The organism is Blautia sp. aa_0143, assembly GCF_004167315.1.
Taxonomy (GTDB): domain Bacteria; phylum Bacillota; class Clostridia; order Lachnospirales; family Lachnospiraceae; genus Blautia_A; species Blautia_A fusiformis.
Genome location: NZ_RCXU01000011.1, coordinates 101,575 through 121,957 on the forward strand (window position 1 = coordinate 101,575; position 20,383 = coordinate 121,957).

Genomic DNA, 20,383 nt, shown 5'->3' on the forward strand with positions numbered 1-20,383 from the left:
CCGGACAGATCAGAAAACAGAAGAGGAGTGACGAAAATGCCCACAACATACGCACATGATCTTTTTGGAAAAAGGGTTTACCGGAAACTTTCCGCAAAATTACAGCATCTGATCCGAAGCAACGGAAATCTGTACCGGATCGGACAGCATGGTCCGGATATCCTGTTTTATTATTTTATATCCAAAAATCCGGTGACACAGTACGGAGTGCAGATGCATGGACGGAAAGCAAGAGAATTCTTTGAAAAGGGCATGGCGAAGGTCCGAGAGGAAAAAAATCCTGCACTGATGGCTTACCTGCTGGGGTTCGGATGTCATTATATCCTGGATTCTACCTGTCATCCTTACGTCAATCAGGTAGCTGCCGAGGGGAAAATCTCACATACGCTCTTTGAGAAGGAATTTGACCGTATGCTGATGTATGAAACCGGCAAAGATCCATTGCGTTTTTATCCGTCGCATGGGATCCGTGCCAGTTTTCTCAGTGCATGGACGATACACCAGGTACTACCGGCGATCCGTACCTGGAACATTTATCTGTCATTGAAAATGATGAAGATATTCACCTGTATTTTGGTATGTGATGATGGAGGAAGGAAGAGACGCCTTTCGGAACATGCCCTTTCCCCCGCAGGAAAAAAGATATCTGCGTTTATTACCGAATTTTTTATGAGCCCGGAGCCGGAGATCGACTGTAAGGAGGAGCTTCTTAAGCTGGACAGTCTGATGGAAGAGGCACTTGCCAAGGCACCGGATATGCTGGAAGAGCTTGCTGCACTGGCAGTCAGGCCAGGGCATCTTTCTGACAGATGGGACCTGACCTTTAACGGATGATCGATCCCGGCAGACAACAGATACAAGTGATATCCGGATGCTATCCCCGCATAAAATTAAATATAACAGTTACTGTAAACAGTTATATGAACCGTGTACGGGGTGATGCATTATGAGCAAACGGTGTACGGCCGCTGTCGTGCTGATGACAGCGGTCCTTATTATTTGTCAGATCTTTCCGGTAAAGGCGGCAGATGACGAAAATCTATATGCACTTTCTGCAGTTCTCATGGATGGGGAGACCGGCCGTGTGCTGTACGGAAAAGAAGCATACAAAGGACGGCCGAATGCCAGCACCACAAAGGTAATGACCTGTATTCTTGCTCTGGAGCTGGCAAAGGGAGATGATTACGTACAGGTTTCCAGGAATGCGGCATCTCAGCCACAGACACGTCTTGGCATGCGGGAAGGCCAGCAGTTTTATTTGGAGGATCTTCTCTATTCCCTGATGCTGAAAAGCCATAATGATTCCGCAGTGGCCATCGCGGAACATATCGGCGGCTCCGTAGAAGGTTTTGCAGAGAAGATGAATGAAAAAGCAAAAGAGCTGGGATGTAAGGACACACATTTTGTTACACCCAATGGTCTGGATGGAGAAGATGAAGGCGGTATCCATCATACAACAGCCCGGGATCTTGCCTTGATCATGGCGTATGCAATAAAAAATGCAACATTTGTCCATATTACCCAGACTAGAGATTATACTTTCACGGATATCTCAGGAAAAAAGCATTATTCGGTACATAATACCAATGCTTTCCTGGATATGGAAACAGGAGTGATCTCCGGAAAAACAGGATTTACAGGAAATGCTGGATATTGTTATGTCTGCGCAGTCCGACAGGACGAGCGATTATTTATCGTGGCTCTTCTGGGATGCGGATGGCCCGGAAATAAAAATTATAAATGGAGCGATACTAAGAAGCTTCTTTCCTATGGCAGGGAAAATTATCAGTATATGATGCTGCCGGAGCTTCCACAGCTGCCTGAGATCCCGGTAACAGAAGCAGCACCGGGAAAAGAAGATCCATATCCGCAAAAGTCCGATCGTTCCGGATATCCTCCCAAACAGGTTATGCTGAAAATACACGCAGTACTTTCTGAAAAAGATCGTGAGAAAAGATATCTTCTGAAAAAAACAGAAACGATCACATGGGAAACGGAGCTTCCGGATAAGCTCCAGGCACCAATACAGAAAAACCAGAAGATCGGTACACTCCATGCAAAGCTCAACGGAAAAGAACTCCTTTCCTGCCTTGTAACCGCCGATGACAAAATCGACAGAATTACCTATAAATGGTATGTGGATAAAGTATTTAAGGATTATTTCCATTAATTTAGCGACCCCTGGCATATGTCAGGGGTTAATTTTTTAACGTTCGTGACGAAAAGTATTGAATTTTCTGCAAAAAAAAGGTACAATTATACTCGGCTGAATTTTTGGTTATATTAATAAAAAAATGGAGGGCATAGTATAATGAGTAATGCGACACAAAGCGTAGCGGCTGCAAGGATCAATTCCCTGCTTGACGCCAACAGTTTTGTTGAGATCGGACAGGCTGTCACAGCCAGAGCTACGGATTTCAACATGACTGAAAAAAAAGCACCTTCAGACGGTGTGATCACCGGATATGGTGTGATTGACGGCAGTCTGGTGTATGTATACAGCCAGGATGCATCTGTACTGAACGGAACAGTTGGTGAGATGCATGCCAAAAAGATCGCCAAAATTTATGATCTCGCTCTGAAAGTTGGAGCACCTGTTATCGGTCTTGTAGACTGTGCGGGACTTCGTCTTCAGGAGGCTACCGATGCACTTGAGGCATTTGGTGAGATCTATCTGAAACAGACACTGGCATCCGGTGTTATTCCACAGATCACTGCTGTTTTCGGAACATGCGGCGGTGGAATGGCAGTTGTACCGGCTCTTACAGACTTTACATTTGTAGAGGAGAAGAAGGGCAGACTGTTTGTAAACACTCCAAATGCACTGGAAGGAAACAGAGTGGAAAAATGCGATTCAGCTTCCGCACAGTTCCAGAGTGAGGAGACAGGACTTGTTGACGGCATCGGAACAGAAGAGGAGATCCTTGGACAGATCCGTACACTGGTCAGCATGCTTCCGGAGAATAATGAAGACAATGACAGCTTCAAGGAATGCACAGATGACCTGAACAGAGTATGTGATGATATTGCAGGCTGCACAGGCGACACAGCTATTGCGCTTTCAAGAATCGCTGATAATGGTGAGTTTTTTGAAACAAAGGCAGCTTACGGCCAGGATGTCGTAACAGGCTTCCTTCGTCTGAACGGAGCTACCGTTGGCGCTGTTGCAAACAGAAGCGAATCTTACGATGCTGATGGCAATAAGACAGAGATTTCCGACGGAACTCTTTCTGCAAGAGGTGCAAGAAAAGCAGCAGACTTCGTAAAATTCTGTGATGCTTTTGAGATTCCGGTACTTACTCTTACTAATGTAACAGGATTTAAAGCTACACTCTGCAATGAGAAGATGATGGCTAAATCCGTAGGTGAGATGGTACATGCTTTTGCATCTGCGACTGTACCGAAGGTAAATGTTGTAATTGGTAAAGCATACGGAACTGCATACGTTGCCATGAACAGCAAATCTGTCGGAGCAGATATGGTTTATGCATGGGATACAGCTGAGATCGGTATGATGGATGCTTCCCTTGCAGCAAAGATCATGTATGAGGGAGCTGACGCTTCTACACTGAATGAGAAGGCAGCTGAGTACAAAGAACTCCAGAACGGTATCGCATCTGCAGCAGCAAGAGGATATGTGGATACTGTGATCAAAGCAGAAGATACAAGAAAATATGTAATCGGTGCTTTTGAGATGCTGTTCACAAAAAGGGAAGACCGTCCATCCAAAAAGCATGGAACAGTCTAAGTGAGGTGAGCGTATGAGACAGTTTTATAAAAAGATCTCTTCTGTCTGCATGGCACTTCTTTGCGTAGCTGCACTTCTGATCGGATGCACAGCTACTGCATGGGCTGCTGATGAGATTGATGATTCTGTAAAGAGTCAGCTTGTCACAACAACCAAGGGCCTGACGGATGCGATCATCGCAATGTCCGAGGATGATATCCAGGGATATCTGGAATCAGAGGATGCTTTCACACAGAGTGCTGCAAGTGCATGGGATGGCTCCAGAGAAGAGCTTGGTGAGAAAAAAGGTGATATTGATGAGAAAGATATCACAGTGGAGTATTCCGATGATCAGTATACCGTTGTTGTTCCGGTATCCTTCGAGAAAAACAAAGCGAATTTCACTTATGTATTTGATAAATCAGGAACCCCGACTTCTCTTACAGTTGATGTGAATTATACACTGGCACAGAACATGGAGAAGGCAGCGATGAATACAGTGATGGGTCTCGGAACAGTATTTGTGATCCTGGTATTCCTGATCTTCGTGATCTCTCTTTTCAAATATATTCCCGGACTTGTGGAAGGAAAGAAAAAAGAGAGCAAACCGGCTCCGGCAGCCGCAGCACCGGCTCCGGTTGCAGCACCAGTTGCTGAGCCTGCTGTTGAGGATGTGACAGATGATGGTGAGCTTATTGCCGTGATCGCCGCAGCGATCGCTGCTTCTGAAGGCAAAACAAGCACAGACGGATTCGTAGTACGTTCCATCCGCAAAGTCAACCGCAGAAAAAGATAATCATTATTTAGGAGGATTTTAAAATGAAGAGTTATACAATTACTGTTAACGGAACAGCATATGAAGTTACTGTAGAAGAGAACGGAAACGCAGCAGCTCCAGTTGCAGCAGCACCAAAAGCAGCAGCTCCGGCTCCTAAGGCAGCTCCGGCAGCAGCTCCTAAGGCAGCAGCTCCGGCAGCAGGCGCAGGTTCTGTTAAAGTTTCCGCAGCCGTTCCTGGAAAAGTTGTAAAAATCGTTGCATCTGTTGGACAGAGCGTAAAAGCTGGTGACAGCGTAGTGATCGTTGAGTCCATGAAGATGGAGATCCCGGTTGTTGCTCCTCAGGACGGAACAATCGCCAGCATCGATGTTGCAGAGGGTGCTGCCGTTGAAAATGGAGATACTCTTGCAACAATGAACTAAACAGGAGGTAGACAAATGTCTTATGTAACAAATACCCTGTCAAACCTGATCCATCAGACAGCATTTTTCAACCTTACTTGGGGAAACTACCTGATGATCGCAGTGGCATGTGTGTTCTTATATCTTGCCATTAAACATGGTTTTGAGCCGCTGCTGTTGGTTCCGATCGCTTTTGGTATGCTTCTGGTAAATATTTATCCGGACATTATGCTGAGCATTGAGGATTCATCCAATGGCGTTGGCGGACTTCTTCATTATTTTTACTTAATGGATGAGTGGAGTATTCTTCCTTCACTGATCTTCCTGGGTGTCGGTGCGATGACAGACTTCGGTCCGCTGATCGCAAACCCGATCAGCTTCCTGATGGGAGCAGCTGCACAGCTTGGTATTTACCTTGCATACTTCCTTGCAATTTTCCTTGGATTTAATGGTAAAGCAGCAGCAGCGATCTCTATCATTGGTGGTGCTGACGGCCCGACTTCCATTTTCCTTGCAGGTAAGCTTGGACAGTCTTCTCTTATGGGACCGATCGCAGTGGCAGCATATTCCTATATGTCCCTGGTACCGATCATCCAGCCTCCGATCATGAAGGCTTTCACAACAGAGAAAGAGCGTAAGATCAAAATGGCGCAGCTCCGTCCTGTTACAAAACTTGAGAAGATCCTTTTCCCGATCGTTATCACAATCGTTGTTTGCCTGATCCTTCCGACAACAGCTCCCCTTGTTGGTATGCTGATGCTCGGAAACCTGTTCCGTGAGTCCGGAGTTGTTAAACAGCTTTCTGAAACAGCTTCCAACGCTCTTATGTACATCGTAGTAATCCTTCTCGGAACATCTGTAGGTGCTTCCACAAGTGCTGAGGCGTTCCTGAACGTAGATACACTGAAGATCGTAGTTCTTGGTCTTGTTGCCTTTGCCTGCGGTACTTTTGGTGGTGTTATGCTTGGTAAGCTTCTCTGCAAGGTTACTCACGGAAAGATCAATCCTCTGATCGGATCAGCCGGTGTTTCTGCCGTTCCTATGGCAGCCCGTGTATCCCAGAAGGTTGGTGCTGAGGCAGATCCTACAAACTTCCTGCTGATGCATGCGATGGGACCGAACGTTGCTGGTGTTATCGGTACAGCGGTTGCTGCCGGTACATTCATGGCGATCTTTGGTGTCTAACCCATTGTCTTATAAAAATTTGTAAGGAGAATAATTATGGCAGAAATAGAGAAAAAACCTGTGAAAGTTGTGGAAACGATCCTGCGTGACGCTCATCAGTCCCTGATCGCTACACGTATGAGCACAGAGCAGATGCTTCCGATCATTGAGAAGCTTGACAAAGTCGGCTACTATGCAGTAGAGTGCTGGGGCGGTGCTACTTTCGATGCTTCCTTACGTTTCCTGAAAGAGGATCCGTGGGAAAGACTTCGTAAACTTCGTGACGGTTTCAAAAACACAAAGCTTCAGATGCTGTTCCGTGGACAGAACATCCTTGGATATCGTCCATATGCAGATGATGTAGTAGAGTATTTTGTACAGAAATCCGCAGCTAACGGTATCGATATCATCCGTATCTTTGACTGTATGAATGACCTTCGTAACCTTCAGACAGCTGTAAAAGCAGCAAACAAGGAGAAAGCACATGCACAGGTTGCAATGGCTTACACACTAGGTGATGCTTACACACTTGATTACTGGACAGATCTTGCAAAACGTATCGAAGATATGGGTGCAGATTCCATCTGTATCAAAGATATGGCAGGACTTCTTGTTCCGTACAAGGCTACAGAGCTTGTTCAGGCTCTCAAAGAGACTGTTAAGATCCCGATCGATCTTCATTCTCACTATACATCCGGTGTTGCTTCCATGACATATATGAAGGCAGTAGAGGCAGGTGTTGACATCATCGACACAGCAATGTCTCCGTTTGCTCTTGGAACATCCCAGCCGGCAACAGAGGTTATGGTTGAGACCTTCAAGGGAACACCATATGATACAGGATTTGATCAGCAGCTTCTCGCTGAGATCGCTGACTACTTCCGTCCGATGCGTGATGAGGCTCTTGATACAGGTCTTCTCAATCCGAAGAACCTTGGTGTAAACATCAAGACTCTTCTGTATCAGGTACCAGGCGGAATGCTTTCCAACCTGACATCACAGCTGAAAGAGCAGCATGCCGAGGATAAATTCTACGAAGTACTTGAGGAAGTTCCGCGTGTACGTAAAGACCTTGGTGAGCCACCGCTTGTTACACCGTCCTCTCAGATCGTTGGTACACAGGCTGTATTTAACGTGATCATGGGCGAGCGTTACAAGGTTGTCACAAAAGAGACAAAAGACGTGTTAAGTGGTAAGTATGGCGCAACAGCCAGACCGTTCAATCCGGAAGTACAGAAAAAATGTATCGGAGATATTGAACCGATCACATGCCGTCCGGCAGATCTTCTGGAGGATGAGCTTGATAAGCTTGAGAGTGAGATGGTACAGTACAAGGAGCAGGATGAGGATGTTCTCACATATGCACTGTTCCCGCAGGTTGCCATGGACTTCTTTAAATATCGCCAGGCTCAGAAGACAAAAGTTGATGAGACTGTAGCAGATACCAAGAACGGCGCATACCCGGTATAAAGCACACATAGAAATGCAGATGCATTTCAAAACAGGAAAAGGAGCTTGCTGTATGCAGGCTCCTTTGTGCATAAAAAAGATAAAAAAGGCAGGATAACAGGTAATGTCCAAAGTTGCGATCATAGGCGGCGGTGCCGCCGGAATGCTCTGCGGTGTATATGCTGCGCGCAGAGGACACCAGGTTCACATACTGGAAAAAAATGAGAAACTCGGAAAAAAGCTTTTCATCACCGGAAAGGGACGATGCAACGTCACCAATGATTCCGATACCGAAGAACTTTTTCCGGCAGTGATGTCAAACCGCAAATTTCTTTACAGTGCTTTCTACACCTATGGAAGCAGAGATGTGATGGAATTTTTTGAGGAGGCAGGAGTGCCGCTGAAAACAGAGCGTGGAAACCGGGTTTTTCCGGTATCGGATCATTCATCAGATATTATCCGTGCGCTTGAGCGGGAACTGAAAAAATCCGGAGCGCAGATCCATCTTCATACAGAGGTAAAGGAAGTTTGTACACAGGATGAAAAAGTTACCGGTGTATTACTTTCGGACGGTACCTTTTTTGAAGCGGATACTGTGGTAGTTGCCACAGGAGGGCTTTCCTACCCGTCCACAGGTTCCACAGGAGATGGATATCGTTTTGCTGCTGAAACGGGACATAAAGTTGTTTCCCAGTCACCATCACTGGTACCACTGGTGGCAAAAGAAGATTATGTCTCCAAACTTCAGGGCCTTTCCCTTCGGAATGTGGAGCTTACAGTAAAATCCGGCAAAAAAGTTCTCTATAAAGATTTCGGCGAGATGATGTTTACTCATTTCGGAGTGACAGGACCGCTGATCCTTTCCGCCAGTGCCCAGATCGGCAAAAAGCTGGAAAAGGAGCCTTTGGAGGCTTTCCTGGATCTAAAGCCGGCGCTTGATGCAGAACAGCTTGACGCCCGGATCCTGCGTGAATTTGATGCAAATCATAACAAGCAGTTTAAAAATGTGATCGGTGTTCTTTTTCCGTCTTCTCTGACTCCGATCATGATCGAAATTGGCGGTATCCCCGGGGAAAAACCGGTACATGAGATCTCCAGGGAAGAGCGTCAGGCTTTTGGCCGTCTGATCAAGGCTTTTCCGTTTACGATCACGGGAATGGGAGAGTTTAAGGAAGCGATCATCACAAGAGGCGGTGTGTCAGTAAAAGAGATACAGCCATCCACAATGGAATCCAAAAAAATAAAAAATCTGTATTTTACAGGTGAAGTACTGGATCTGGATGCAGTGACCGGTGGCTATAATCTTCAGATCGCATGGTCTACAGCGTATGCGGCAGCTCAGGCGATAGAATAACAGAAAAGAGGAAGGAGCAACGATTATGGGTATTAATATTGCAATTGACGGACCGGCAGGTGCAGGAAAAAGCACAATTGCAAAAAAAGTGGCAAAGGAGCTGTCCTTTATTTATGTAGATACAGGGGCAATGTATCGTGCCATGGCACTTTATCTTCTGGAAAAAGGGATCAGCGGTGACGAAAAAATCTCTGAAGCCTGTCACGATGCGGATATCTCTATCCGTTATGAGAACGGTGAGCAGCAGGTGATCCTTAACGGAAAGAATGTAACTGCGTTCCTCCGTAAGGAAGAGGTAGGAAATATGGCATCTGTAAGCTCTGCAAATCCGGAGGTGCGTGCACATCTTCTGAAGCTGCAGCGCAATCTTGCAGCCGAGAATAATGTAGTTATGGACGGAAGAGATATCGGAACCACCATTCTTCCCAATGCGGAAGTGAAGATCTTTCTGACTGCAAGTGCAAAGACCCGTGCCAGCAGACGATACCTGGAGCTTACAGAGAAGGGTGAAGCCTGCGATATGGATGAGATCCTGAAAGATATCGTTGACAGAGATGAGAGAGATATGAACCGCGCGGTTTCTCCGCTTAAAAAAGCAGAGGATGCTGTTCTTGTTGATTCATCTGAGATGGGAATTGACGAAGTGGTTGAGAGTATCCTTTCCGTATACAGAAAAAGGGTGAACGGATGAATGTAAAAGTTGCAGAAACTGCCGGCTTCTGTTTCGGCGTACAAAGAGCAGTTGACCGTGTTTATGAGCTGATCGGTTCCGATGCAGCACCGATTTATACACTGGGCCCGATCATCCATAATGAGGAGGTTGTCTCAGATCTCGAAAAAAAAGGTGTGGCTGTGATCTGTGAGAAGGATCTTGGCAGCCTGAAGGGCGGCACTGTTGTGATCCGTTCCCATGGAGTAGGCCGCAGGGTTTATAACACGATCAAAAAATATGGTCTCGGATATGTAGATGTTACCTGTCCTTTTGTGCTGAAGATCCACAAGATCGTTGAGAGAGAAAGCTCCAGAGGTGCCCATATTGTGATCATCGGTGATCCGGACCATCCGGAAGTCCAGGGGATCTGTGGATGGTGTCAGGGACCATATACAGTGATCAGAAATGCTGAGGATGCTGAGAAATTCAATATTTCTCCGGAAAAAGAAGTATGTGTAGTGTCCCAGACGACATTTAATTACAACAAATTTCAAGAATTAGTTGAAATTCTCCGCAAAAAGAGTTATGATAATAATGTTTTAAATATTTTAAACATTTTAAACACTATTTGTAATGCTACCGAAGAACGGCAGAAAGAAGCTAAAGCGATAGCCGGAGAGGTAGACACTATGCTGGTCGTAGGTGGCCGACATAGCTCCAATACTCAAAAGCTGTTTGAAATATGTAAAAAGGAATGTGGAAATACTTACTATATACAAACACCTGTAGACTTGGATTCTGAAATGTTCCAATGCAGTAGTTGTGTAGGTATTACAGCAGGGGCTTCCACCCCAAAGAAAATTATTGAGGAGGTTCAAGAACATGTCAGAGTTAAGTTTTGAACAGATGCTGGAAGATTCCGTAAAAACAATCAGAAATGGAGAGATCGTACAGGGTACCGTCATCGATGTTAAAGATGATGAGATCATCCTGAATATCGGCTATAAAGCAGACGGTATCATCACAAAGAACGAGTACACAAACGATTCAAGCGTTGTGCTTACAGACGTTGTTAAACCTGGCGATACCATGGAAGCAAAGGTTCTCAAAGTAAACGACGGAGAGGGACAGGTTACACTTACCTACAAACGTCTTGCTGCAGAGAAAGGCAACAAACGTCTTGAGGAGGCATTTGAGAACCAGGAGGTTCTGAAGGCTCCTGTAACACAGGTACTTGACGGTGGTCTTTGTGTCAATGTTGAGGAAGCAAGAGTATTCATTCCTGCAAGCCTTGTATCTGACACATATGAGAAAGATCTTTCCAAATATGCAGATCAGGAGATCGAGTTCGTTATCACAGAGTTCAACCCAAGAAGACGCCGTATCATCGGTAACCGCAAACAGCTTCTTCTTGCTGAGAAAGCTGAGAAACAGAAAGAGCTTCTTGCTAAGATCAACGTAGGCGATAAAGTTGAGGGTGTTGTTAAGAATGTTACAGATTTCGGTGCATTCATCGACCTCGGCGGAGCAGACGGACTTCTTCACATCTCTGAGATGTCCTGGGGCAGAGTAGAGAACCCGAAGAAGGTATTCAACGTAGGTGATAAAGTTACAGTTCTTATCAAAGATATCAACGGAGACAAGATCGCACTTTCCCTTAAATTCCCGGAGGAGAACCCATGGCTTACAGCTGCTGAGGACTTCGCAGTAGGAAACGTAGTAAAGGGCAAAGTTGCACGTATGACAGATTTCGGTGCATTTGTTGAGCTTGCACCTGGAGTAGATGCTCTTCTTCATGTATCTCAGATCTCCAGAGAGCACGTTGCGAAACCATCTGATGTACTTTCCATCGGTCAGGAGATCGAGGCTAAGGTTGTTGATTTCAATGGCGAAGACAGAAAGATCAGCCTCAGCATGAAAGCACTCGAGGATAATTCTGCAGAGCAGACAGAGGAGTAATTTCTCAGAAGCTGTACAGCAGTTGAATATTTTGAATTTCAGAGGCCGTCACATTTAATTGTGACGGCCTTTTTTTGATTGGAATTGCGTAACAGAGAGATATTATTTAAGAACAGAAAGATAATATGGCAGGCAGTGTTTCAGATAGGTTTTCTGTTTTAAAGGATCATGCAGAAAAGCTTCTGTTACAGGGAACCAGGTGTAACAGGTTTCCCTTTTGGCAGGTCTTCGGAGCTTTTTGTCCATGCAGGCACTTAAGGCTTTTGGTATGGCAGTGTCTTCGGAAGGGATGTAATCGTAATCCTTATAATTGGAGTAGTATTGCTTTAAACGTCCATTTTGAGACTTTACAAGAAGACGGACACAGTTATTCTGTCCAATTATGTAGATTTCTTCACTATGATTTGAAAATTTAACAGGCAGATCGTAATTAGTTTTAATGGTAAAGGCCAATTGATCGTCTTGAATTTCACAATTTAGTGCTTCGTAATCTTCATTGAAAAGAGCAAGATAGGACAGCATTGAGAAAATTTTTCCAAGTCCCAGAAGATCTTCCTGGTTATGTCCCATAACGATCTCTGCCGCTTCCGGTTTCTTTCCGGAAGCGAATTGTTTGTAAAGACGGATGCAGGCACCTCCATCACAGTAGTTCCGTTCAGTGATACCGAGAAATGATTCCATAGAAGGCTGATTCATCCGTGAAAGCTTTAGAAGTCCCTTGAGCGGCTTTAGTTCCCGGTAAAGGTCCAGAGAAGGTAGCTCCGCAAAAGGGGAAGAGAGTCCGTGGATCTGATATCGTGCATCCAGATAAGGCTGGTCAAAGCTGTCACCGTTATATTGGATCGTACATGAAAAATCCTGAAGGAATTCAGAAAATGTTTTCAGAAGTTCAGGTTCTTCCTCTTCGTTTTCAATCATCCACTGGTACATCTGCCAGTTGTTTTCTTCGTAGGCTACAGCACCGATCAGATACAGAAAAGTGGAATTTCGTGATAGTCCTGTAGTTTCAATATCATAGAAAAGCGGTACAAAACGCTCTGAAAATCCATGATTTTTAGTCAATTTTTTAACAGTCTTAAAGTCTGGAAACCCTTGTAAAATCGGCATTTTTTTAACGATCATGTTAATTTTCTCCTTTATGGATTGTATCTGATTATACACAAAAAAATTGCTTTTCAATAGTGCAATTTAAAGTGAAATGAGTTATAGTTATTAGTAGAGTTGATGATAAAAAACAGGAAATGGTACTGGATTTATGTAGGGATTGACAGTGAAAAAATGACTATTATCGCTTCATAAATTAGTTATTCATTTACAGCTTTTTTACGAGCTGGTGAATATCTTCTACCGAAGTATATCACAGGATTGTGTCTGGATTCAATCTTTCATACATATCCTGCTCAAAGCAGAAGCTACTTTGTTACTGTTCGCTGGTAATGTTTCGCGAAATGATTTATGGGAGCGAAGTAGATCTTGTTTGTCTTGGATGAAATAAGAAAAGGAAAATCAGAAACACAGAATCAACTTTAAAAAAGAGTATATGCGCAACGCAGAAATACCATGTACATGTACTTGCAAAAATAAAGGAGGAGATGAGATCTATGGCATTTTTAACCTTCAGGGGTGGTATCCATCCTTATGACGGCAAAGATTTGTCAAAAAACTGTCCTGTCGAGAAGTATCTGCCGAAGGGAGATCTGGCAATTCTTGTTTCTCAGCACATCGGAGCTCCGGCCAAGCCGATCGTAAAAAAAGGTGATCATGTGCTTGCAGGACAGAAAATCGCAGAAGCAGGAGGATTTGTTTCCGCACCGATACACTCGTCTGTATCAGGAACCGTAAAGGGAATCGAGAAACGTCTGACCGCAGTAGGCGCCATGGGTGATGCAATCATCATTGAGAATGACGGTCTGTACGAATCTGTGGAATATGCACCTGCAAAGCTTTCGGATCTTTCCAAGGAGGATATCTTGAAAAGGATTCAGGAAGGCGGAGTTGTTGGTCAGGGTGGTGCAGGTTTCCCGACACATGTAAAGCTTTCACCAAAGGAACCTGACAAGATCGATCATATCCTGGTCAACGGTGCGGAATGTGAGCCTTATATTACCAGTGACTACCGAAGGATGATGGAAGAACCGGAAAGCATTGTTGGTGGTCTGGAAGTAATCCTGAAAGCTTTCCCGAAGGCAGTGGGATGTATCTGTATCGAGGACAACAAACCGGATTGTATTGCCAGGATGAAAGAAGCCATCAAAGGCAAAGAGCGTATGGAAGTAAAAGAGCTTAAGACCAAATACCCTCAGGGTGGTGAGCGTACACTGATCTATGCGGTAACAGGCAGAGAGATCAATTCCACCATGCTTCCGGCAGACGTAGGATGCGTGGTTGATAACGTAGAGACCGTCACTTCTGTTTATAAGGCAGTGATCCTTGGACAGCCGGTTATCAGCCGTAATGTAACGGTTACCGGAGATGGTATCCGTACACCGAAGAACTTTTCCGTTCTTACAGGAACAGATCTGTCTGAACTGGTAGATGCTGCAGGCGGACTGAAGGAAAAGATCGCAAAAGCAATCTCCGGCGGACCGATGATGGGATTTGCGCTGTATGATCTTCATATTCCATGTACGAAGACAACTTCTTCCCTGCTTTTCCTGGAGCGTGACGCAGTTTCCGAGGCGAAGCAGATCCAGACTGCATGTATCAATTGCGGACGTTGTGTAAGCGTCTGTCCGGGCCATGTGGTTCCGGCCCGCCTTGCAACTCTTGCAGAACACGGCGATATGGCAGGCTTCGAAAAAATGGATGGTATGGAATGCTGCGAGTGCGGCTGCTGCAGTTACATCTGTCCGGCCAAACGACCTCTGACTCAGAGTATTAAATCTATGAGAAAAATGGTTCTTGCAGAGCGCAAGAAAAAGAAATAGGGGGAGGAATAACAATGGAACAAATGTATAACGTATCATCTAATCCCCATATCAGGGATAAAATGACCACCAGCCGTATTATGCAGCTGGTAGTGATCGCACTTCTGCCGACAACACTTTTCGGTATCTGGAACTTTGGAGTGCATGCACTCCTTGTAGTGCTGGCGACGGTTGCATCCAGTGTGTTTTTTGAATGGCTGTATGACCGACTGATGCATAAAAAGAATACAACTACTGATTTCAGTGCAGTTGTAACAGGACTTCTGCTTGCACTGAACATGCCGCCCCAGATCCCGATCTGGATGCCGATCCTTGGCAGTGCTTTTGCGATCATTGTTGTAAAACAGCTGTTCGGTGGACTTGGACAGAACTTTATGAACCCGGCTCTTGCAGGAAGATGTTTCCTTATGATCTCTTTTGCCGGAAAAATGACTAACTTTGCAGTTTCCAAAAGCTCCCATGCTGTTGTAGATGCGGTTACACAGGCAACACCTCTGGCAGCGCTTAAAAGCCAGGGATTCATTGAGGGGACTTCTATTCCTGTAAAGAATCTCTTCCTTGGTAATATCCAGGGTACCATCGGTGAGACTTCTGCCCTGGCGATCCTCATCGGTGCAGTGATCCTTCTTGCATTTAAGATCATCGATCTGAAGGTACCTCTTACATATATTGGAAGTTTTGCAATATTTGTCATTTTCTATATGCTGGGAACAGGCAAAGGCTTTGATGTAAACTATCTTTTCAGCCATATCTTTGGAGGAGGTCTGATGCTTGGAGCCTGGTTTATGGCAACCGATTATGTGACGACTCCGATCACTCCGAAAGGTCAGCTGGTATATGGCTGCTGCCTCGGTATCGTGACAGCGGTATTCCGTCTCTTTGGTGGTTCCGCAGAGGGCGTTTCCTATGCGATCATTTTCTGCAATCTTCTGGTTCCGCTTATTGAAAAAGTAACAAAACCGGTTGCTTTTGGAAAAGGAGGCAAGAAATAATGGGTAAGATTATCAGAAATACATTGATCCTTACGATCATTACAGTAGTTGCCGGCCTTGGCCTTGGACTGGTTTACGAAGTTACCAAAGAACCCATTGCAAGAACCGAGGAACAGGCAAAAAAAGAAGCATGGCAGACTGTATTCAGTGATGTAAGCCTGGAAGATTTTAAAGCTGTAGATGTAGACAAGGAAGCAGCAGATAAAACAGCTGCAGATCTTGGAATCAAAGCAACCGTAGATGAAGTCTGTGAAGCAGCAGATGAAGGCTATGTGGTAACTGTAACCGATAAAGAAGGTTACGGCGGTGATATCCAGATCACAGTTGGTGTAACAAAAGACGGTACCGTCAGCGGCGTTTCCATTCTTTCCATCAGTGAGACTGCCGGACTTGGAATGCGTGCTACAGAAGCGAAGTTCCAGGAACAGTATGTTGAAAAGAATACCGATAAATTCTATGTATCCAAGGACGGCGGCGAAGGTGAGCCTATTGATGCTATCAGTGGTGCGACCATCACATCCAGAGCTTTTACCGGTGCAGTCAATACAGCTATCGGCTATTGCAAAAACGCATTTTAGGAGGGTAGTTGAATATGAATAATTGTGGTGAAAGATTAAAAAACGGCATTATAACCGAAAATCCGATTTTCGTCCTGATGCTTGGTATGTGTCCTACCCTTGCGGTAACGACTTCTGCGATCAATGGTATTGGTATGGGACTTTCCACAACCGTAGTTCTGGTTATGTCAAACATGCTCATCTCCATGCTGCGTAAGGTTATTCCAGACTCCGTCAGAATGCCGGCCTTTATCGTAGTTGTAGCATCTTTTGTAACTATCGTACAGTTTCTGATGGAAGGCTTTACTCCTTCTCTTTATGAGTCACTTGGAATTTACATTCCACTGATCGTTGTTAACTGTATCATTCTGGGACGTGCAGAGAGTTATGCTTCCAAGAACCCTGTCCTTCCGTCTATCTTTGACGGACTTGGAATGGGTCTTGGCTTTACAGTGGGCCTGGTTGCCATTGGTCTTGTAAGAGAGATCCTTGGTTCTGGAAAGGCTTTCGGAGCACAGATCATTCCGGTTGCTGATGCAGCTACCGGTGCTGCCGGCTATACCCCGATCACTATCTTTATCCTTGCACCTGGAGCATTTCTGGTTCTTGCCGGACTTGCAGCGATCCAGAACAAAATAAAGATCAACATGGCAAAGAAGGGCAAAGATGTTTCCAAGATCCAGTCCGGCTGTGGCTCCAATTGTGCGACCTGCGGCGGATGTCCTTCCGACAAAGAATAAAAAGGGGGAATAGAAAATGGCAAGCTTGATGTTGATCGCAATTGGTTCTGCGCTTTGCAGTAACGTTGTATTGAGTCAGTTCCTAGGAATCTGTTCTTTCCTTGGAGTTTCCAAGAAAACAGAAACCGCAGCCGGCATGGGTGGTGCAGTTGTGTTTGTTATTACTATTGCATCTTTTGTTGCAGGACTGCTTTATAAATTCATCCTGGTACCGACCCATTTTGAGTATCTGAAAACGATCGTATTTATCCTGGTTATCGCGGCACTGGTACAGATTGTAGAAATGTTTCTCAAGAAATTTGTACCATCCCTTTACAAGGCACTTGGTGTATACCTTCCTCTGATCACAACAAACTGTGCAGTTCTTGGTGTAGCACTGAACAACGTTAAATATGAATACAGCATTCTTGAAAGTGTTGTCAACGGATTTGCCACAGGTGTAGGTTACCTGATCGCAATTGTATTACTTGCGGGAATCCGTGAAAAAATGGAATACAACGATATTCCGGAATCCTTCCAGGGTATGCCGATCGTTCTGCTTACGGCAGCACTGATGGCTATTGCATTCTTTGGATTCTCCGGAATCGTATAGGAGGAAGAAGAGCATGAGTATAACAGGAATTATTATGGCTGCAGTCATTGTCGGCGGTACTGGTTTATTCATTGGTATCTTCCTCGGACTTGCAGACAAGAAATTAACCGTTAAGGTAGATGAAAAGGAAGAAGCCATTCTCGGCGTTCTTCCAGGAAATAACTGTGGTGGTTGTGGATATCCGGGATGTTCCGGACTCGCTGCCGCAATTGCAAAGGGAGAAGCTCCTGTAGATCAGTGTCCGGTTGGCGGTGCTCCTGTTGCAGCCAAGATTGGCGCGATCATGGGACAGGAAGTAAAAGAAACCGCACGTCAGGTTGCTTTTGTAAAATGTGCGGGAACCTGTGATAAGACGACTGTGAAATATGAGTACACAGGTGTGGAAGACTGCGAGATGATGGCTTTCATCCCTGGCAGCGGTGCAAAAAACTGTACATTTGGATGTATGGGCTTCGGAAGCTGTGTAAAGGCATGTCCATTTGATGCGATCCATATAGTGAATGGTATTGCGGTCGTAGATCAGGAAGCATGTAAAGCCTGTGGCAAATGTGTTGCCAAATGTCCGCGTCACCTGATCGAGCTGGTACCATATGACAAACAGACACGTGTAGCCTGCAGCTCCCACGCAAAAGGTAAGGCAGTTACAACTGCCTGCGAGCTTGGCTGTATCGGCTGTAAAAAATGTGAGAAGAATTGTCCGTCCGAGGCGATCACAGTTACCGATTTCTGTGCACACATCGATTACAATAAGTGTACAGGCTGCGGTAAATGTAAGGAAGTTTGCCCAAGACATGTGATTCTGTAAAACAAAAAGGACTGCCTGTCACGGAAGTTTTCCGAGTGACGTGGCAGTTCTTTTTTGGAATAAAGCATGTTGTGCCCGATAATGCATAAATAAATACGTACAAGCTTTTGGTTATATTTCAATGAAAAATTGCAGTTTCCGGTTAAAAATATTTGACCGGTGAATTTCAAGGGGCTATAATAGGATATAAATATTCAGTATACTTCAAGGAGAACGAAATTCATGAGTAAGATTATTTTAACTGGCGACCGCCCGACGGGGCGCCTTCATGTAGGTCATTATGTTGGATCTCTGGCAGAGCGTGTGAAGCTGCAGAATTCCGGCTTATATGATGAGATTTATATTATGATCGCAGATGCCCAGGCACTTACAGATAATGCAGAGCATCCGGAGAAAGTACGCCATAACATTCTTCAGGTTGCTCTGGACTATCTGGCATGCGGGCTTGATCCGGAGAAATCCAATATTTTTATCCAGTCCATGGTTCCGGAGCTGACAGAACTTACCTTTTATTATATGAATCTGGTTACGGTAGCACGAGTACAGCGTAATCCTACCGTTAAATCCGAGATTAAGATGCGTAATTTTGAAGCTAGCATCCCGGTAGGCTTTTTCTGCTATCCGATCAGTCAGGCTGCTGATATTACTGCTTTCCGTGCAACACATGTACCGGTAGGTGAAGATCAGCTTCCGATGCTTGAGCAGTGCAAGGAGATCGTCCATAAATTCAATACCGTTTACGGTGATACGCTGACAGATCCGGAAATTGTTCTTTCTTCCAATAAAGCATGCTTACGTCTTCCGGGAATTGACGGAAAGGCTAAGATGAGTAAATCTCTCGGAAACTGCATCTATCTGTCTGATGAAGAAGATGTTGTGAAGAAAAAGATCATGTCCATGTTCACAGATCCGAACCATCTTCGTGTTCAGGATCCTGGTCGTGTAGAGGGAAATCCGGTATTTATCTATCTGGATGCCTTCAGCCGCCCGGAACATTTTGCTGAATTTCTGCCAGAGTATCAGAATCTGGATGAACTTAAGGCTCACTATCAGAGAGGTGGCCTTGGTGATGTGAAAGTCAAGAAGTTCCTGAATAATGTTATGCAGGCAGAGCTTGGACCGATCCGTGGAAGAAGGAAAATGTGGGAGCAGCGAACCGAAGATGTGTTCGATATCCTGAAAGCCGGTACAGAGGTTGCCAGAGAAAAAGCTGCCGCAACGCTTCATGATGTCCGTTCTTCTATGCGGATCAATTATTTTGAGGATCAGGATTTCCTTAATCAGTGATAGAAAACAGCGAGAGGAATCACAGGCTTGTATACAGGATCAACCCGGAGATTGTATTCCGGGTTGATTTTTTTTGAAAATTATGTTACTATTGCGTTCATATGGGAAACAGATGTTCAGCTGTTTCAGGGAAGGAGCCTTGAGATTTGATTTCTTTTGTAAAAGGTACCGTAGCAGATATCGGTGAAAATTGTCTGGTTGTGGAAAATGGCGGAATTGGTTATGAGATTTATATGACAGGACAGGATCTTGGGAAAGCACGGATAGGCGATGAAAAGAAGATCCATACCTTTCTCTATGTGCGGGAGGATATTCTACAGCTATATGGTTTTTTTTCGAAGGATGATCTTGGCATGTTCAAGCTTCTGATCGGTGTCAACGGAGTCGGACCTAAAGGCGCTCTGGGTATCCTTTCCGGGATCAGTGCAGACGAGCTTCGTTTTGCAGTGCTTTCCGATGATGTAAAAACAATCTCCAAGGCCCCTGGAATCGGGAAAAAGACAGCCCAGAAAATGATCTTGGAGCTGAAAGACAAGCTGAAGCTGGAAGATGCTTTTGAGATGAAACTGGCGCATCAACAGGAAGAAGCAGCTGAGGGAGCATCTGATCTGAGGGATAGTCGTCAGGAAGCGGTGGAGGCGCTTGTCGCATTAGGATACAGTTCTGCAGATGCCCTTCGTGCAGTACGAAAGGTACCGGAAGATGTGCCGGCAGATGATGTAGAAGCAATTCTTCGGGCTGCACTGAAAAATTTTTAACAAATGTAGCAAGAATTCTCCCACCTCTTCAGATGGTGAGATGAATTGCACATCTGAGCATATCTGCTCAAAAAAATCTCTATAGTATAAAAGAAACACTTGTTCTCCTTTCCCTGATGTAGTATACTGAAAAAGAACAATTAGTTCATAAATACATATCCGTCGATATAAGAAAAAGGATGATAAATATAATGGAGTTAGACCATGAAAGATGCATTCTGGAGTCAGATCTTCTGTCTGC

At 44.9% G+C, this 20,383-nt stretch carries 20 protein-coding genes; 19 read left to right on the forward strand and 1 reads right to left on the reverse strand.

The window, feature by feature from the left end; genetic code table 11:
• The first annotated feature begins 36 nt into the window (after nucleotides 1-36).
• The 11 genes from EAI83_RS07310 (at nucleotide 37) to rpsA (ending at nucleotide 11,484) form a co-directional block, all read left to right on the forward strand.
• Entirely contained in the window at nucleotides 37-834 is a 798-nt protein-coding gene (locus EAI83_RS07310; RefSeq protein WP_129974907.1) for a zinc dependent phospholipase C family protein, read from the forward strand.
• Between the two features lie 112 nt (nucleotides 835-946).
• Nucleotides 947-2,170: a D-alanyl-D-alanine carboxypeptidase family protein gene (locus EAI83_RS07315; RefSeq protein WP_129974909.1), complete on the forward strand. Its 1,224-nt coding sequence runs from the start codon at nucleotides 947-949 to the stop codon at nucleotides 2,168-2,170.
• 141 nt (nucleotides 2,171-2,311) lie between these two features.
• Complete coding sequence (locus EAI83_RS07320) at nucleotides 2,312-3,748, forward strand: acyl-CoA carboxylase subunit beta (RefSeq protein WP_021650515.1); 1,437 nt, start codon at nucleotides 2,312-2,314, stop codon at nucleotides 3,746-3,748.
• A 13-nt stretch (nucleotides 3,749-3,761) separates the two neighbouring features.
• Complete coding sequence (locus EAI83_RS07325; RefSeq protein ID WP_021650514.1) at nucleotides 3,762-4,523, forward strand: OadG family transporter subunit; 762 nt, start codon at nucleotides 3,762-3,764, stop codon at nucleotides 4,521-4,523.
• A 23-nt stretch (nucleotides 4,524-4,546) separates the two neighbouring features.
• The gene (locus EAI83_RS07330; RefSeq protein WP_015524870.1) at nucleotides 4,547-4,927 is read left to right on the forward strand and encodes a biotin/lipoyl-containing protein; all 381 of its coding nucleotides are present in this window, start codon (nucleotides 4,547-4,549) and stop codon (nucleotides 4,925-4,927) included.
• A gap of 15 nt (nucleotides 4,928-4,942) precedes the next feature.
• The gene (locus tag EAI83_RS07335) at nucleotides 4,943-6,091 is read left to right on the forward strand and encodes a sodium ion-translocating decarboxylase subunit beta (RefSeq protein ID WP_015524871.1); all 1,149 of its coding nucleotides are present in this window, start codon (nucleotides 4,943-4,945) and stop codon (nucleotides 6,089-6,091) included.
• Between the two features lie 36 nt (nucleotides 6,092-6,127).
• A complete protein-coding gene (locus tag EAI83_RS07340) occupies nucleotides 6,128-7,540 on the forward strand; it encodes an oxaloacetate decarboxylase subunit alpha (RefSeq protein ID WP_118608840.1) in 1,413 nt (470 codons plus the stop codon).
• Between the two features lie 103 nt (nucleotides 7,541-7,643).
• The gene (locus EAI83_RS07345) at nucleotides 7,644-8,873 is read left to right on the forward strand and encodes an NAD(P)/FAD-dependent oxidoreductase (protein WP_092070645.1); all 1,230 of its coding nucleotides are present in this window, start codon (nucleotides 7,644-7,646) and stop codon (nucleotides 8,871-8,873) included.
• Between the two features lie 25 nt (nucleotides 8,874-8,898).
• Entirely contained in the window at nucleotides 8,899-9,564 is a 666-nt protein-coding gene (cmk, locus tag EAI83_RS07350) for a (d)CMP kinase (RefSeq protein ID WP_015524874.1), read from the forward strand.
• Complete coding sequence (gene ispH, locus EAI83_RS07355) at nucleotides 9,561-10,427, forward strand: 4-hydroxy-3-methylbut-2-enyl diphosphate reductase (RefSeq protein ID WP_114002443.1); 867 nt, start codon at nucleotides 9,561-9,563, stop codon at nucleotides 10,425-10,427. Before cmk ends, ispH begins: the two co-directional genes overlap by 4 nt.
• Nucleotides 10,408-11,484, forward strand: a complete 1,077-nt coding sequence (gene rpsA, locus EAI83_RS07360) for a 30S ribosomal protein S1 (RefSeq protein ID WP_015524876.1) — start codon at nucleotides 10,408-10,410, stop codon at nucleotides 11,482-11,484. Before ispH ends, rpsA begins: the two co-directional genes overlap by 20 nt.
• Nucleotides 11,485-11,586: 102 nt before the next feature.
• On the opposite strand, the gene EAI83_RS07365 is transcribed toward rpsA, so the two are convergent.
• On the reverse strand, nucleotides 11,587-12,606 hold the full coding sequence (locus tag EAI83_RS07365; protein WP_129974911.1) for a ribonuclease H-like domain-containing protein: 1,020 nt from the start codon (nucleotides 12,604-12,606) through the stop codon (nucleotides 11,587-11,589).
• A gap of 479 nt (nucleotides 12,607-13,085) precedes the next feature.
• Here EAI83_RS07365 and rsxC point away from each other — a divergent pair, with 479 nt between their 5' ends.
• The 8 genes from rsxC to ruvA all read left to right on the forward strand — a co-directional run bounded on the left by rsxC (nucleotide 13,086) and on the right by ruvA (nucleotide 20,142).
• Complete coding sequence (gene rsxC, locus EAI83_RS07370) at nucleotides 13,086-14,411, forward strand: electron transport complex subunit RsxC (protein WP_021650509.1); 1,326 nt, start codon at nucleotides 13,086-13,088, stop codon at nucleotides 14,409-14,411.
• 14 nt (nucleotides 14,412-14,425) lie between these two features.
• Nucleotides 14,426-15,403 (forward strand): RnfABCDGE type electron transport complex subunit D, encoded by a 978-nt coding sequence (locus EAI83_RS07375; protein ID WP_059085673.1) that lies wholly within the window; start codon nucleotides 14,426-14,428, stop codon nucleotides 15,401-15,403.
• Nucleotides 15,403-15,981: an RnfABCDGE type electron transport complex subunit G gene (locus EAI83_RS07380; RefSeq protein WP_129974913.1), complete on the forward strand. Its 579-nt coding sequence runs from the start codon at nucleotides 15,403-15,405 to the stop codon at nucleotides 15,979-15,981. The genes EAI83_RS07375 and EAI83_RS07380 overlap by 1 nt, the downstream gene beginning before the upstream one ends.
• Before the next feature lie 14 nt (nucleotides 15,982-15,995).
• A complete protein-coding gene (gene rsxE / locus EAI83_RS07385; protein WP_129974916.1) occupies nucleotides 15,996-16,700 on the forward strand; it encodes an electron transport complex subunit RsxE in 705 nt (234 codons plus the stop codon).
• A 16-nt stretch (nucleotides 16,701-16,716) separates the two neighbouring features.
• Complete coding sequence (locus tag EAI83_RS07390) at nucleotides 16,717-17,292, forward strand: electron transport complex protein RnfA (RefSeq protein ID WP_015524884.1); 576 nt, start codon at nucleotides 16,717-16,719, stop codon at nucleotides 17,290-17,292.
• 13 nt (nucleotides 17,293-17,305) lie between these two features.
• Nucleotides 17,306-18,097, forward strand: a complete 792-nt coding sequence (locus tag EAI83_RS07395; protein WP_129974918.1) for an RnfABCDGE type electron transport complex subunit B — start codon at nucleotides 17,306-17,308, stop codon at nucleotides 18,095-18,097.
• A 222-nt stretch (nucleotides 18,098-18,319) separates the two neighbouring features.
• Nucleotides 18,320-19,384: a tryptophan--tRNA ligase gene (trpS, locus tag EAI83_RS07400; RefSeq protein ID WP_129974920.1), complete on the forward strand. Its 1,065-nt coding sequence runs from the start codon at nucleotides 18,320-18,322 to the stop codon at nucleotides 19,382-19,384.
• Between the two features lie 146 nt (nucleotides 19,385-19,530).
• A complete protein-coding gene (gene ruvA / locus EAI83_RS07405; protein WP_022426699.1) occupies nucleotides 19,531-20,142 on the forward strand; it encodes a Holliday junction branch migration protein RuvA in 612 nt (203 codons plus the stop codon).
• Nucleotides 20,143-20,383: the final 241 nt, after the last annotated feature.